The organism is Saccharothrix stipae (assembly GCF_054781895.1).
On record NZ_BAAGTN010000001.1, the window covers coordinates 102,181 to 115,788 of the forward strand.

Annotated in this window: 12 protein-coding genes; 6 read left to right on the forward strand and 6 right to left on the reverse strand. The window is 73.9% G+C overall.

Annotated elements, in window-relative coordinates; genetic code table 11:
* Positions 1–32: 32 nt before the first annotated feature.
* The gene (locus tag ACYVLT_RS00450; protein WP_461118030.1) at positions 33–1,646 is read right to left on the reverse strand and encodes an outer membrane protein assembly factor BamB family protein; all 1,614 of its coding nucleotides are present in this window, start codon (positions 1,644–1,646) and stop codon (positions 33–35) included.
* A 114-nt stretch (positions 1,647–1,760) separates the two neighbouring features.
* Between ACYVLT_RS00450 and ACYVLT_RS00455 the strand changes: the two genes are divergently transcribed.
* Positions 1,761–2,984, forward strand: a complete 1,224-nt coding sequence (locus ACYVLT_RS00455) for an FAD-binding protein (RefSeq protein WP_461118031.1) — start codon at positions 1,761–1,763, stop codon at positions 2,982–2,984.
* A gap of 90 nt (positions 2,985–3,074) precedes the next feature.
* On the opposite strand, the gene ACYVLT_RS00460 is transcribed toward ACYVLT_RS00455, so the two are convergent.
* Positions 3,075–4,877: a Crp/Fnr family transcriptional regulator gene (locus tag ACYVLT_RS00460; RefSeq protein WP_461118032.1), complete on the reverse strand. Its 1,803-nt coding sequence runs from the start codon at positions 4,875–4,877 to the stop codon at positions 3,075–3,077.
* Between the two features lie 182 nt (positions 4,878–5,059).
* Between ACYVLT_RS00460 and ACYVLT_RS00465 the strand changes: the two genes are divergently transcribed.
* The 5 genes from ACYVLT_RS00465 (at position 5,060) to ACYVLT_RS00485 (ending at position 9,663) form a co-directional block, all read left to right on the forward strand.
* Entirely contained in the window at positions 5,060–5,200 is a 141-nt protein-coding gene (locus ACYVLT_RS00465) for a hypothetical protein (RefSeq protein ID WP_461118033.1), read from the forward strand.
* Positions 5,201–5,204: 4 nt separating this feature from the next.
* Positions 5,205–8,282 (forward strand): BTAD domain-containing putative transcriptional regulator, encoded by a 3,078-nt coding sequence (locus ACYVLT_RS00470; protein WP_461118034.1) that lies wholly within the window; start codon positions 5,205–5,207, stop codon positions 8,280–8,282.
* Between the two features lie 104 nt (positions 8,283–8,386).
* Positions 8,387–8,818 (forward strand): SRPBCC domain-containing protein, encoded by a 432-nt coding sequence (locus ACYVLT_RS00475; RefSeq protein ID WP_461118035.1) that lies wholly within the window; start codon positions 8,387–8,389, stop codon positions 8,816–8,818.
* Positions 8,808–9,185, forward strand: a complete 378-nt coding sequence (locus tag ACYVLT_RS00480; RefSeq protein WP_461118036.1) for a metalloregulator ArsR/SmtB family transcription factor — start codon at positions 8,808–8,810, stop codon at positions 9,183–9,185. Before ACYVLT_RS00475 ends, ACYVLT_RS00480 begins: the two co-directional genes overlap by 11 nt.
* Positions 9,178–9,663, forward strand: a complete 486-nt coding sequence (locus ACYVLT_RS00485; RefSeq protein WP_461118037.1) for an SRPBCC family protein — start codon at positions 9,178–9,180, stop codon at positions 9,661–9,663. Before ACYVLT_RS00480 ends, ACYVLT_RS00485 begins: the two co-directional genes overlap by 8 nt.
* A gap of 204 nt (positions 9,664–9,867) precedes the next feature.
* On the opposite strand, the gene ACYVLT_RS00490 is transcribed toward ACYVLT_RS00485, so the two are convergent.
* From ACYVLT_RS00490 to ACYVLT_RS00505, 4 genes are all read right to left on the reverse strand, one after another.
* Positions 9,868–10,701: a hypothetical protein gene (locus ACYVLT_RS00490; RefSeq protein ID WP_461118038.1), complete on the reverse strand. Its 834-nt coding sequence runs from the start codon at positions 10,699–10,701 to the stop codon at positions 9,868–9,870.
* Between the two features lie 151 nt (positions 10,702–10,852).
* Positions 10,853–11,797, reverse strand: coding sequence for an acyltransferase domain-containing protein (locus tag ACYVLT_RS00495; RefSeq protein WP_461118039.1), 945 nt, complete (start codon positions 11,795–11,797; stop codon positions 10,853–10,855).
* Between the two features lie 40 nt (positions 11,798–11,837).
* On the reverse strand, positions 11,838–12,650 hold the full coding sequence (locus ACYVLT_RS00500) for an ABC transporter permease (protein WP_461118040.1): 813 nt from the start codon (positions 12,648–12,650) through the stop codon (positions 11,838–11,840).
* Positions 12,647–13,591, reverse strand: coding sequence for an ATP-binding cassette domain-containing protein (locus ACYVLT_RS00505; protein WP_461118041.1), 945 nt, complete (start codon positions 13,589–13,591; stop codon positions 12,647–12,649). The genes ACYVLT_RS00500 and ACYVLT_RS00505 overlap by 4 nt, the downstream gene beginning before the upstream one ends.
* Between the last annotated feature and the right edge of the window lie 17 nt (positions 13,592–13,608).

A 13,608-nucleotide genomic window follows, 5' to 3' on the forward strand; every position in this document is an offset into this window, starting at 1 on the left:
GGGCGGCAGGTACGCCGCCGGACTCGTGGCCCTCAGCTCCGCAAACCGACCACCGGTGCCGGGGTGCCACCGGAGGCCGTGCGGGCGATCACGATGGCGCCGGGTGCGGCCACGAGGCGGAGGGCGCGGGTGGTGCGCGAGCCGGAGCCGTCCAGGCGGACCGGGGTCGAGGTGGGTGGTGAGCCGTCGAGTGGTTGCGTCACGACGGTCAGCTCGCGGCCGTTGTCCTCGCACGCGCGCACGTAGTCGGTCCTGGTGGTGAGGTCGGCCGAGCGTTGCGGGCAGGCTTCGACCGAGAGCTGCGTGGTGGCGCCGGTGGCCGGGTCGAGCGCGTGGATCTCGGTGCTCCGACCCCCTTCCTGCTCCTCCGCCAACGGCACGACGCCCGCGTCGGTGCGGATCGTCCACGGTCGTTCCGGCCTGACCAGCACCCGGCCGGTCTCGGCGTCCAGCAGGCCGTACGGCACCGCGTCGGGTGTGTCCTGCGCGCCGAAGGTCTGGAAGAGCACGCTCGAACCGTCCGGCGTGGCGCGCAACCGGATGTCCTGCCGCTCTCCGCCCGAGTCGCCGCGCGGCACCTCGTGCCGCCACCGTTCCCGACCGGTCTCCTCGTCCAGCGCCGTGACGCCCAACGTGTCCGCGCACTCCACCGGCACGAGCACCGTCGTGCGACCCCACACCACCTGCCCGAACAACGACGTGCACCCGGCGGGCGGCGACCACCGCCACCGCGGTTCGCCGGTGACGATGTCGTAGCCGGTGACGAGTTCGTGGTCGCGCGTCGTCAACGTCCGCGAGCCCGGCATGAGCTGGTCGGCCTGGATCAGCACGGACCGCACCACCACCTCGAAGCGCGGCGAGCCGGTGTCCGCGTCCAGCACGACCACCGACTGCGCCCTGGTGTCGCGCAGCGATCCGAACGACACCGCCACCGTCCGCCGGTCCATCGACGCCACCAGCTTGCCGACCACCGCCCCGGGCCGCGCGTACCGCCACTCCACCCGCCCGTCGGAGCCGTTCAACGCCACCACCGAGCCGTCGCGCATCGCCACCGCGACCCCGTGCAACGCGGGCACGACGTCTACCACGTCGGCCGGCGGCTGCCACGCCCACTGCCGGCCGCCGGGCCGTTCGGCCACCGGCTCCGGCGCGAAGTCGCGGGCGTCGCGCGGCTCGGACCGGACGACCACCGCGTCGGCCGCCACCGGTGCGAAGACGGCCGCGACCACCACCACGACCACCCCCACCACACCGACCGGCCGGACCCGCCACCGCTGTCCGGCCGACGACACGGGCTGCGCCGAACCGGTCGGTCGCGGGTCGTCCCCCGAGCGGACCGCCAAGCCGACCGCACCCACCGCGACGGCGAGCGCCCCCACCGCCATCACGGGCAGGTCGTCACCGGTCAGACCGGTCACCACGTCCGACACCAGGAGCCACCACACCGCGACCGCGAGCCCCGTGCCCGACACCGCCGCGAACACCCGTGTCCGACGCCCGCCACCGACCGCCAACGCCGCCGCGAGCACCAGCCCCACCGCCAGCGCGATCACGGTGGCGTCCACCTCCGGCCGGGGCACCCCGCCCGACAGGAACGGACCGCACCCGACGCACAACGCACCCACCAACGCCAAGTAGCGCGACATCCCGGCACCTCCGGGCGTGGGACGGGAACGGCCGGCGATCCGTTCCGCCCGGTGCCACGACGAGCACACCTCGCCCGGGCCGGACGGCGCCCGCCATGGGGCAGAATCTGGCCGGTGAGCACCAACTGGGCAGGCAACTTCACCTTCTCCGCCACGCGGACCGCACACCCGACCTCGGTCGAGGAGGTTCGGGACGCGGTCAGGTCCGCCGAGTCGGCGCGCGTGGTCGGCGCGGGTCACTCGTTCAGCACGATCGCCGACACCACCGGCACGCTGATCAGCCTGGACCGGATGCCCGAGGTGTTCGAGGTGCGCGACGGCGCGGTCCGGGTGGGCGCCGGCACGCGGTTGGCGCGGCTGGCCGAGCGGCTCCACGCCGCCGGCCTCGCGCTGCCCGCCATGCCGTCGCTGCCGCACATCACGATCATCGGCGCGTGCGCCACCGCCACCCACGGCTCGGGCAACGACATCCCGTCGCTCGCCGGCCTGGTCCGCTCGCTCGACCTGGTCGCCGCCGACGGCGAACTCATCACCCTGAGCAGGGGGGACGCCGACTTCGACGGCGCCGTGGTGTCGCTGGGCTCGCTCGGCGTGGTGGTGGCGGTCGAGCTGGACGTCGTCCCGACCTTCGACGTCGAGCAGCGCGTCTACCAGGACATGCCCTTCGACACCCTGGTCGAGAACGTGGACGCCGTCTTCTCCAGCGCCTACAGCGTCAGCGCCTTCACCACCTGGCAGGGCGTGGCCCACGTGTTCGCCAAGCACCGCACCACCGACACCAGGCACGACCTGGCCTGGACCGGAGCCAGGGCCGCCACCGAGCCGGTGCACCCCGTGCCCGGCCAGCCCACCCCGCACTGCACCACCCAGCTCGGCGTGCCCGGTCCCTGGCACGAACGGCTGCCGCACTTCCGCGCCGACTTCACCCCCAGCGTCGGCCGTGAGCTGCAGTCGGAGTACTTCGTGGCCCGCGAGCACGCGGCCGACGCGCTGCGGGCGCTCAACGACCTGGCCGCGGAGGTCCGGCCCGTGCTGCTGACCTCCGAGGTCCGCACGATCGCGGCCGACACCCAGTGGCTCAGCCCGGTGCACGACCGGCCGAGCGTCGCGTTCCACTTCACCTGGCACCCGGACGACGCGGCCGTGCGCGCCGTGCTCCGCAAGGTCGAGGCGGCGCTGAGCCCGTGGCGGCCGCGGGCGCACTGGGGCAAGGTGTTCGAGCTGGCCGACCCCGGCGAGCGCTACCCGCACTGGGCCCGGTTCGCCGCGCTGCGCGGCCGACTCGACCCCGCAGGCAAATTCCGCAACCCCCTCGTCGACGGTTGGTTTACCGGATAAGCCCGCACCGCGCGGCGACCGTCCGACGAATACCCGGCGGCGGCCCGCGCCGACGCCTCGCCCGGCCACCGGGCCGACGAACAGGTGCGTTCACAGGCGCGCGAACCGCCGCAGGCCCTCCAGGTCGGGCACGACCACGTCCCGCCGCAGGTGGCTGACCACCACGCCGGCCTTGCGCAGGTCGGCGAACGCCTTCTCGGCGGTGCGCGGCTTCATCCCGGCGATCGAGGCCAGCTCCACCTTGGTCAGCGGGATGCCGAGCACCCACCCGCCGACCTCCTGCCTGCCGTGCGCGCCGACCAGCTCGGCCAGCACGCGCGCGACCCGCTCGGCGGCGGTGTGCGACAGGAAGTCGCGGCGGCGCCGGTTGGCCCACCTCAGCTGGTCGTCGATCACCCCGATCAGCTCGACGAACCCGTCGTTGCGGCGGTGCAGGAACCCGTGCAGCTCGGCGCTGGTGATCAGCTTCGCGGTGACGTCACCACAGGTCACGACCGTCGCCGACCGCGGCTTGTGGTCCAGCGCGGCCAGCTCGCCGACCAGGTCGCCCGCGACCCGCACGGTGAGCACCGCGGTGTCCCCGCTCGCGTCGTTGACCAGCACCTTCACCACGCCTTCGAGCAGCAGGAACACGTGCGTGTCGGTGGCGTCCTGGACGATGATCTCCCGGTCGGCGGCGTAGCGGACGGTGGTGCCCAGCGACAGCAGCTCCTGCCTGCTGCTCTCCCGCAGCCGCGCCAGCAGGGTGCTCTGCGGCCACTCCGGCGTCGTCACGCTCTGCCGCACCGACGGCGTGCTCGGCTTCGTCGTGGCCAGCGACCGGCCCGCGTCGGCGAACGACGCGTAACCGCGCTCGAACGACGGGTCGGGACCCACCCCGGACAGCAACGCCTCGCACGCCCGCCGCTGCTCGTCCAACGCGAGCACCGCCGGGTGGTCCGCGCCGAGCGCGGGCACCGCCCGCATCGAGGCGTCGCGCACGACGTCCACCAGCCGCTGCGCCTGGGCGCGGGTGCCGTCGAGGTGGGCCAGCTCCAGCTCCGCGGACGCCAGGTTCGACGTCGCGATCACCGCGTGCGGGTGGTCGGCGCCCAGGCGGGTGGCGGTGCGGTCGGCGGCCGACCGCAGGCTGGGCAGCGCGAGCCGGGCCCGTTCGGCGGACCGGCGCACCCTGGCCAGCTCGAACTCCGCGGACGCCAGGTTGGCCTGGGCCACCAGCGCCCGCGGGTGGTGCGTGCCCAGCACGTTCAGCGCCCGGTCGGTGGCGTCACGCAGGTCGGTCAGCGACTCGGAGACCTCCTCGGCGTCACCGTGGTCGCGGGCGATCCGGAACCGCGCGCACATCAGGTTCAGCCGCAGCACGCACGTCTGCGGGTGGTTGGAGCCGAGGACCGCCGCGTTGCGCTGTAACGCCAGTTCCAGCGCGCCCGTCTCGCTCGGTTTCGCCGGCTCCACCGCCACCGCGACCGAACCGACCGCGACCGGGTCGGCCACCGGCACGGGGTCCAGGAAGTCGCCGACCACCTGTCGCAGCGTCGCGCCCCGGCCGAACGCGGCGCTCGGCGCCCGGCGCCGCACCTGGCGCGGCGCGATCGTGCCCGGCTCCCGCCGGCCCCGGGCCACCGAGGCCAACGCCTGCTGGTCGCGCACCCGTGACGCCTCCGGGCCGGTCGGGTCCACCAGCGCCAGCATGGCGATCAGCAGCGCGTCCGCGGCGTCGGCCGAGCCGATCCGGGTCAGCCCCGCGGCGCAGCGCAGCAGGCGGTCCACGTCGCGGCGCGCGCTGAGCGCGTCCAGCGAGCGGGCCAGGTCCACCGCGAGGCGGCGGGCGGCCTGCCGGTCCGGCGCGGACCGGGCCAGGACTGCTTCGAGTTCGACCATTCGGCTGTTCATCCGGCACCCCAGGTGGTTGCTCGGTCTGCGACGGCGCGCTTCCTGCGTTCGGACGCCGTCTTCCGGCGTTCGGACGCGAGGACTCGTGCCGCCGGAGTGGAATCCTCGTCCATAGCGGCGATATCGGTTGCTCCGGACATTCGTTAGCCCATACCTGACATTGTTACGTTACGAATGGTCGGATGTCCGACGGATATCCGCAAAAATGCGGAAAACCGGGCAAGTTTTTTGCCTTCCGGGACGTGTTCGGCCGGGTACGTGAGGATTGCGCGGAAATGGCCCGTGGCCTGCGCGGCCGTGCCGTGGCAGGCGTGGCACAGTGATCACATGCGGGTGGGGGTGCTGGGGCCGCTGGAGGTCACGGCGGACGGCACGGCGGTCGAGGTCGGTGGCGCCAGGGTGCGCGCGCTGCTGGTCCGGTTGGCGGTGGCCGCCGGCCGGGTCGTCACCACCGACGAGCTGGCCGACGCGCTGTGGCCGGAGGACAAGCCGGCCGACGAGGTGGCCGCGGTGCGGTCGCTGGTGTCCCGCCTGCGCCGCGCCCTGCCCGTCGACGTGCTGCGGTCCGCGCACGGCGGTTACCGGCTGGACCTGCCCGCCGACGCCGTCGACGCGCTCCGGTTCGACCGGCTGGCCCGCGAGGCGCGCACCGCGCTGGCCGCCGGTGACCCGACGACCGCCGGGCGGCTGGCGTCGGAGGCGCTGGCGCTGTGGCGCGGGCCCGCGCTGGCCGACGCGGCGGGCGCGCCGTTCGCGGTCGGTTACGTCGCCGGTCTGGACGAGACCCGGCTCGGCGTGCTGGAGGACGGCGCGACGGCCGGCCTGGCCCGGGGCCGGGCCGAGCACCTGGTCGCCGAACTCACCGACCTGGCCGCGAGCCACCCGTTGCGCGAACGGCTCCAGGCCCTGCTGCTGCGCGCCCTCGTCGCGACCGGCCGCCCGGCGGAGGCCCTGGCCGCCTACGAGGACATCCGCCGCCGGTTCGCCGACGAGTTGGGCGCCGACCCCGGACCCGAACTGCGGGCGACGCACCGGGAGATCCTCCGCGCCGAGCCCGCCGACCAGCCGCGCGCCGGCAACCTGCGCACGCCGCTGACCGGCTTGATCGGCCGATCCGCCGAGGTCGAACGGGTGACCGGGCAGCTCGCCGCCCACCGGCTGGTCACCCTGGTCGGACCCGGCGGCGCGGGCAAGACCCGCCTGGCCACCACGGTCGCCGGAGGGCTGCCCGGCGGCGCGTGGCTGGTCGAACTCGCGTCGGTGACCGACCCGGACGACGTCGCGCCCGCCGTCCTCGGCGCGCTCGGCCTGCGCGACCAGCGCTCGGTCGACCGCGCGGTGGCGCAGGCCGACCCGATGACCCGGCTGGTGGACGCGCTGTCGCGCACCGAGGCCGTGATCGTGCTGGACAACTGCGAGCACCTGGTCGACGCGGCGGCCCGCTTCGCCGACGAGCTGCTCGGCCGGTGCCGGCGGCTGCGGGTGCTGGCCACCAGCCGTGAACCGCTCGGCGTGCACGGCGAGGTGGTCAGCCCGGTGCCGCCGCTGGACGGTGACGCGGCCGTGCGGCTGCTCGCCGAACGGGCCGCGGCGGTGCGGCCCGGGTTCGCCGTGACGCCGGACAACGCCGACGCCGTGGCCGAGGTGTGCCGCCGCCTGGACGGTCTGCCGCTGGCGATCGAACTGGCCGCCGCCCGGCTCCGCGCGCTGTCGGTCGAACAGCTGGCCGCCCGCCTGGACGACCGGTTCCGCCTGCTCACCGGCGGCAGCCGCACCGCCATGCCGCGGCACCGGACGTTGCGCGCGGTGGTGGCGTGGAGCTGGGACCTGCTGTCGGCGGCGGAGCGGGACTTCGCCGAGCGGCTGGCCGTGTTCCCGGCGGGCCTCGACCTGGAGGCCGCCGAACGGCTCGCGGGCCGCGACGCGTTCGACCTGCTCACCGCCCTGGTGGACAAGTCGCTGGTGCAGGTGGTCGACGGCCGCTACCGGATGCTGGAGACGATCCGCGAGTACTGCCTGGAACGGCTGGCCGAAGGTGGCCGGGTGGCCGCCGCCAGGGCGGAGCACGCAGCGTACTTCCGCGACCTGGCCGAGACCGCCGAGCCGCACCTGCGCGGCAAGGACCAGCTGACCTGGATCGCCCGGCTGGACGCCGAGCGGGACAACCTGATCGCCGCCCTGCACTTCGCCGCCGACAACGGCGACGCCGACACCGCCGTGCGGCTGGCCGCCGCGATGGGCATGTACTGGACCATGCGCGGCAAGCGCGCCGAGTCGGTGCCGTGGCTGCGCCTGGCGCTGGCCGTGCCCGGTGGCGCGCCGACCACCGCCAGGCAGGTCGCGTCGGCGTTCCTGCTGGTCAACAACGCGGTCTCGGGCGGCTTCGGCGGCCTGGAGGACCACATCGCGCAGCTGGCCGTGCTGGCCGCCGAGTCCACCGGTGAGCACCCGGTGCTCGTGCTGCTGGAACCGATGCTGGAGCTGTTCCTCGACGACGCGGAGCGGGCGTTGGCGGCGGTGGATCGGCGGCTGGACGTGCCGGACCCGTGGACCCGGGCCGCGCTGTGGCTGGTGCGCGGCGCGGTGCGGGAGAACGAGGGCGACCTGCGCGGCGCGCGCGACGACCTCGCCACCGCGATCGCCGGGCTGCGCGAGGTGGGTGACCGGTTCGCGTTGGCGCAGGCGCTGACCCAGGTGGCCGAGGCGCACCTGGTGTTCGGCGAGCCCGAAGCGGCCACGGCGGCGCTGGACGAGTCGATCCGGCTGCTCGCCGAGCTGGACCCGGACGACGACGCCGCGCACGAACGCATCCTGCTGGCCACCGCGCACGTGCAGGTGGGCGAGGTGGCCCGGGCACGCGCGGACTGCCTGGCGCTCACCAGGCCGACGGCGCAGCCGTGGTCGGCCCGCGCCGTCGCGTTCGCCCGGCTCGTGCTGGGCGACCTGGCCCGGTACGAGGGCGACCTGGCGGAGGCGGAACGGCAGTACGAGGCCGCCCTGACGTCGATCGTCGACGAGCCGCTGGTGGTGCCCCAGTTCCACGCGCGGATCATGACCTCGCACGCGCACCTCGCGGTGGAGCGGGGCGACCGGCAGGAGGCCGCGGACGCGATCGGCGCGGCCGTCGAGCACGCCATGTCGGCCAAGGACATGCCGGTGCTGGCCGCGGTGGCGGTCGCCGAGGCGGCCCGGCACACCCACCACGGCAACCCGACCCACGCGGCCAAGGTGCTCGGCGCGGCCGAACAACTGCGCGGCGCGCCCGACGCCCGCAACCCGGAGGTCGCCCGCCTCGCCGCCCGCCTGCGCGCCGACGTGGGCGACGCCGCCTACGACCTCGCGTACGCCACCGGCGTGGCCCTCGACCGCGCCGACGCCATCGCGCTGGTCCGCGCCGGCTCCTAGCCACCACGACGACCGTCTTGTCCCGCCGCCGCCCGCGCGGTTGACGCAACCGATCGGTTTCCCTAGAGTCGCAACTGAACGGTTGCTACTCGTTGGAGGCTGACATGGCTTTTCCGGACCGCATCGAGCGGACCGTGGAGTTCGCCCAACCACCGGCCAAGGTGTGGGCGGCGCTCACCACGGCCGAGGGTCTGGGCACCTGGTTCGGCCAGGAGGCGACGATCGACCTGCGCCCGGGCGGCTCCGCCAGGCTCAGCTGGTCCGACGGGCAGTCGACCGAGCTGCGCGTGGAGCGGGTGGAGGAGCCCACCGTGTTCGCCTACACCTGGCGCCTGTTCGAGATGCCCGAGGACGACCCGCGCCGCACCTACGTCGAGTTCACGCTCGAACCGCTCGGCGAGGGCACCCGCCTGAAGGTCGTCGAGACCGGGTTCGCCCAACTCCCCGACGACCTGCACCAGAAGGCCTACGACGCCCACACCGTGGGTTGGACGAACGAGCTGGGTGAGCTGGTCGACTACGTCGATGCCGCCTGACGTCGAGGCCGTCGCCGAACAGGTCTTCACCGCCCTGGCCGACCCGACCCGCCGCGCGATCCTGGCCGCGCTGGCGGCCGGGGGTCCGGCCACGGCCACCGACCTGGCCGATCGCCTGCCCATCACCCGGCAGGCGATCGCGAAACACCTCGCCCTGCTCGCCGACACCGGCCTGGTGACGGCGGAGCCGGGGGAGCGGCGCCGGGTGCGGTTCCGGCTGCGCTCGGCGCCCATGCAGGTCGCCCAGCAGTACCTCGCCGCGCTGGCCCGCGACTGGGACGGCCCGCTCAGCGCGTTGAAGGAGCACCTCGACCGCGGCGCACCCGCTGCGGACCCACCCGACCGAACCCGGGGACACCATGGCTGAGCACGGATTCACCACCACCTTCACGGTGGAGCAGACCGCGGCGGAGGTCTACGACGCCGTCACCGACGTCCGGAGCTGGTGGTCGGAGGACATCGAGGGCGCCACCGACCGACCGGGCGCCGAGTTCGACTACCACTACCAGGACCTGCACCGCACCCGGATCCGGGTGACCGACGCCGTGCCCGGTCGCAAGGTGGCCTGGCTCGTGCTGGAGAACCACTTCAGCTTCGTGCAGGACCAGGCCGAGTGGGAGGGCACCGCGGTCACGTTCGACATCACCGAGCGCGACGGCCGGACCGAGCTCCGCTTCACCCACCACGGCCTCGTCCCCGACTTCGAGTGCTTCGACGTCTGCGCCAACGCGTGGAGCTTCTACGTCGGCTCCAGCCTGCGCGGCCGGATCACCACCGGCGAGGGCGCGCCCAACAGCGGCGACCGCAACGGCGTCCCCGCGCCGGCAGCGGCGGTGACCCGGTGAACGCGGGCCGCTGGTCCACCGCGAAGGCGGCCACGGGCACCGCCTCCCCGACCCTCGACCCCGTGCCGTCGACGCCCCGCGCACGCCCGGACCGACCGACCTGACCCTGATCGACCCGCCTGGCCCGGACCGACCCACCCGAACCGGACCGACGCGGCGGCACGGCCCGGACGGATCGCCCGGGCCGTGCCGCCGGCAAAGCCGCTACCTCGCGTCCACCGTCACCAGGCGCATGCCGCGCTCCAGGCAGTAGGCCCGCATGTTCGCCACCGCCGTCGCGTTCGGCAGGAACAGCTCCGTGGCCTGGTTGAACGTGCCGCCCCGGTACCTCCACACTCCCATCATGTAGCGGTCGTCCGGGTGGGTCTTGAGGATCCGCAGCTCGTAACCCGCCTGCTTGCGAGCCCGGTTGAGCCTGTCGAACGCGCTGTCGTTGTTCGCGTCGACCCCGGTACCGATCACGCCCGAGCTCCACAGCTGCCCGCCGGTGCCCTGGTCACCGCGCCACACCCCGGTGATGTCGTCGTCCGCGGTGATGATCACGTCGACCAGCCGGAGCCCTTGGTCGAAGTACACGTCGTCCTGGTTCTTGAAGTCGGTCCAGGACGGGATGCCCGACCGCCAGTACTGCGCGCCGGAGCCGGGCCGCCAGACCGCCGCCCAGTCGCCGTCGTCCACGTCCACGTCGACCAGGCGCAGGCCCTGGGCGAAGTACTGGTCGTCGAGCTCCTCGAACCGGTCGAGGGACATGTCCCAGTGCACCCGCTGGGTGCCCGACCCCGGGTTCCACGTCGCGGTGATGTCGTTGCCCTCGATGTCGAGCTGGGTGACGCGCAGGCCGTCGGCGAAGTACTCGTCGTCCTTGGCCACGAACGAGGACCACGACATGTTCATCCAGAACTTCTCGGTCAGGTTCGACGACGAGGAGCAGGAGGCGAAGGTCCCACCGTAGGGGCTCGCGCCCGCCTGGGTGGACCCGGTGACGGCAGCCGCGGCGATCACCCCGACCGCGACCAGTAACCGTCCGATACCACGCATTGACATTGTCGGAGACTCCTTCTGGAGATGGTGGCCGGTTGACCGTCCCCAGCGTCTGCGCGCGCGGTTGTCGTGCGGTTGTCATCCGGTTGTGGCCACGATGCCCGTGGTCGTCGGCTGCGCGGGCCGTCCGATCGGTGCCGGTCTTGCGCTAGATCGGGAAGCGGCCGGTGCGCCAGTACCAGTGCCGGCCGGCCTTCAGGTGGTCGACGATCGCGCGCTGGAGCACGGTGCGGCGCGGCAGTTGGTCGAGCGGCGTGCTCAGGGTGCGGAACACGAACCGCCGGACCTCGACCTCCGCGTCCAGCCCTTCCGGCTCCTCGTAGGGCTCCAGCTCGAACCTCCGCTGGAAGCGGGCGATGTTGGAGTCCTCGGGCAGGTACTCCAGCAACTGCGGGTCCAGCAACCACGAGCCGCAGGAGAACGCGGTGTAGTGCTCGTCTGGGAAGTGGCGCGGGAAGAACGCACGGGCCTCGTCGAGCGACGCCGAGACCGCCTCCGGGGTCATCGGCCCCGAATCGGGGATGTGCAGCCCGATGGCGGTGCTGCCGCGCTGGTACTGCAACCGGCCCAGCTCGTAGACGCCGCCGCGCGCGTGCAGGGTCAGCCAGCTCTGCATGATCGGCCAGCCCTCGCCGCGCATCCGCCGATCGACCGCGAGGTTGCGGCCCAGGTCGGCGAGGGTCGCCCACGACACGGCGTCGGTGATCCCGTGGTCGCGGTGGTACGCCCGCACGACGTCGACCAGGGCCAGGTACGCGTACACGTAGAGGTGCCGCCAGGCGGGACCGCGCTCGCGCGGCAGCTCCGGACCCGGCGGCAGCCAGCCGTGGCCCCCGAGATCGGCGCGGACCAGGGCGGTCGAGCGGTCGAGCAGCCAGCGCAGCTCCGGAGTCCACAGTGGAGAGCCGGGGTCCGGCCAGCCCGCCATGATCTCGGCGGCGTCGTCCGGCGGCACCGCGAGCCGGTCGAGGATCGCGGTCGCGTCGGCCTTGGCGGGCAGCGGGGCCGACGGCCGGTCGCCGGCGAGCCGCCGCACGCGGTCGACGTCCTCGACGGGCACCCCGAGCCGGGCGGCGGTGTCGTCCAGATCCACGCGGACGACCCTACCGGCAACACCCGCCGCCCGACCGCGATCAGGCGCGACGCCGGTAGGCCAGCACGGCCAGCGGCGCGAACACCGCCACGAACAGCGCCGACCACGCCAACGCCCACGCCGCGGCCGACGCCACCGGACCGCCCACCATCAGGCCGCGCGCCGCGTCCATCACGTGCGTCACCGGGTTCACCTCGACCCACGACCGCAGCCACCCCGGCAACGTCTCCGCCGGCGCGATCATGCTGGTCCCGAACGTCAACGGGAACAGCACGAGGAACCCCACGCCCTGCACCGCGCCCGGCTGCCGCACCACCATCCCCACCAGCACGAACGCCCAGCTCAGCGAGAACGCGAACAGGATGGCCAGCAGGCACGCCGCCAGCGCGGGCAGCACGCCGGTCTCCACCCGGAACCCCATCAGCGAGCCGAACACCAGCAGCGACACCACCGCCACCACGTACCGGATCAGGTCACCGAGCACCGACCCGATCAACGGCGCGGACCGGCCGATCGGCAGGCTCCGGAACCGGTCGAACACGCCCTTGCCGATGTCGGCGTTCAGGTTCACCCCGGTCGCCATCCCGCCGAACACCGTCGTCTGCACCATGATCGCGGGCAGCAACAGCTGGAGGTAGTCGTGCGTCGACCCGGACACCGCGCCACCGAGCAGGTACACGAACAGGACCACGAAGATCACCGGCTGCAACGTCACGTCCAGCAGCTGCTCCGGCGACCGCATCGTCTTGATCAGGCTGCGCCGGGCCAGGGCGAGGCTGTGCCGCGCCAACGCGAACGGCCGCCGCGCGGCCTCCCGGTCCACCACCGCCGGTCGTGTCGCCAACGCCGTCATGCCGCCACCTCCGTGTGCTTGCCGGTCAACGTGAAGAACACCTCGTCCAGGCTCGGCAGCCGCAGCGACAGCTCGGTCACCGCGATCCGCCGCCGGTCCAGCCGCCGCACCACCTCCGTGAAGGCCGCGTCACCGTCCACCGGCACGGTCACCACACCCCGCCCGGTCGACTCAGGCTGGTGCCCGGACACCTCGGCCAGCACTGCGGCGGCCTCCGCCAACCGTCCCGGGTCCGCCGGCCGCACCAGCACGGTCTGCCCGCCGACGATCCGCTTGAGCTCCGCGGGCGTGCCGTGCGCGATCACCCGGCCGTGGTCGACGACGGAGATCTCGTCGGCCAACGCGTCGGCCTCCTCCAGGTACTGCGTGGTCAGCAGCACGGTCGCGCCGTCGGCGACCAGCGCGCGCACCACCCGCCAGATGTCGTCCCGCTTGGCCGGGTCCAGCCCGGTGGTCGGCTCGTCCAGGTAGATCACGTCCGGCCGGCCGACCAGGCTCGCGGCCAGGTCGAGCCGCCGGCGCATGCCACCGGAGTAGGTCTTGACCTGCCGCCCGCCCGCCTCGGTGAGCTCGAAGTCGCGCAGCAGCTCGGCGGCCCGCGCCTTGGCCCGCGGGCCGCGCAGGTTGAGCAACCGCCCGATCAGCACGAGGTTCTGCACGCCGGTCAGGTCCTCGTCCACCGAGGCGTACTGCCCGGTCAGCCCGATCATCCGGCGCACCCGCGCCGCGTCCGCCACCACGTCCAACCCGCCGACGGTGGCGCGACCGGCGTCCGGCCGCAGCAGCGTGGCCAGGATGCGCACCGCGGTCGTCTTGCCCGCGCCGTTCGGCCCCAGCACCCCCAGCACCGTGCCCGTGCGCGCGGCGAGGTCGACACCCGCCAGCGCGGTCGTCCGGCCGTACCGCTTGACCAGGCCCTCCGCCTGGAACGCGTACTCCATGTCCGTCCCCTTCCCGT

Bases quoted from the DNA above. Each gene is read 5' to 3' on its own strand.
- ACYVLT_RS00450 (WP_461118030.1), bottom strand. From the start codon at position 1,646: ATGTCGCGCTACTTGGCGTTGGTGGGTGCGTTGTGCGTCGGGTGCGGT.
- ACYVLT_RS00460 (WP_461118032.1), bottom strand. From the start codon at position 4,877: ATGAACAGCCGAATGGTCGAACTCGAAGCAGTCCTGGCCCGGTCCGCG.
- ACYVLT_RS00465 (WP_461118033.1), top strand. From the start codon at position 5,060: ATGTCCGACGGATATCCGCAAAAATGCGGAAAACCGGGCAAGTTTTTT.
- ACYVLT_RS00470 (WP_461118034.1), top strand. From the start codon at position 5,205: ATGCGGGTGGGGGTGCTGGGGCCGCTGGAGGTCACGGCGGACGGCACG.
- ACYVLT_RS00475 (WP_461118035.1), top strand. From the start codon at position 8,387: ATGGCTTTTCCGGACCGCATCGAGCGGACCGTGGAGTTCGCCCAACCA.
- ACYVLT_RS00480 (WP_461118036.1), top strand. From the start codon at position 8,808: ATGCCGCCTGACGTCGAGGCCGTCGCCGAACAGGTCTTCACCGCCCTG.
- ACYVLT_RS00485 (WP_461118037.1), top strand. From the start codon at position 9,178: ATGGCTGAGCACGGATTCACCACCACCTTCACGGTGGAGCAGACCGCG.
- ACYVLT_RS00490 (WP_461118038.1), bottom strand. From the start codon at position 10,701: ATGCGTGGTATCGGACGGTTACTGGTCGCGGTCGGGGTGATCGCCGCG.
- ACYVLT_RS00500 (WP_461118040.1), bottom strand. From the start codon at position 12,650: ATGACGGCGTTGGCGACACGACCGGCGGTGGTGGACCGGGAGGCCGCG.
- ACYVLT_RS00505 (WP_461118041.1), bottom strand. From the start codon at position 13,591: ATGGAGTACGCGTTCCAGGCGGAGGGCCTGGTCAAGCGGTACGGCCGG.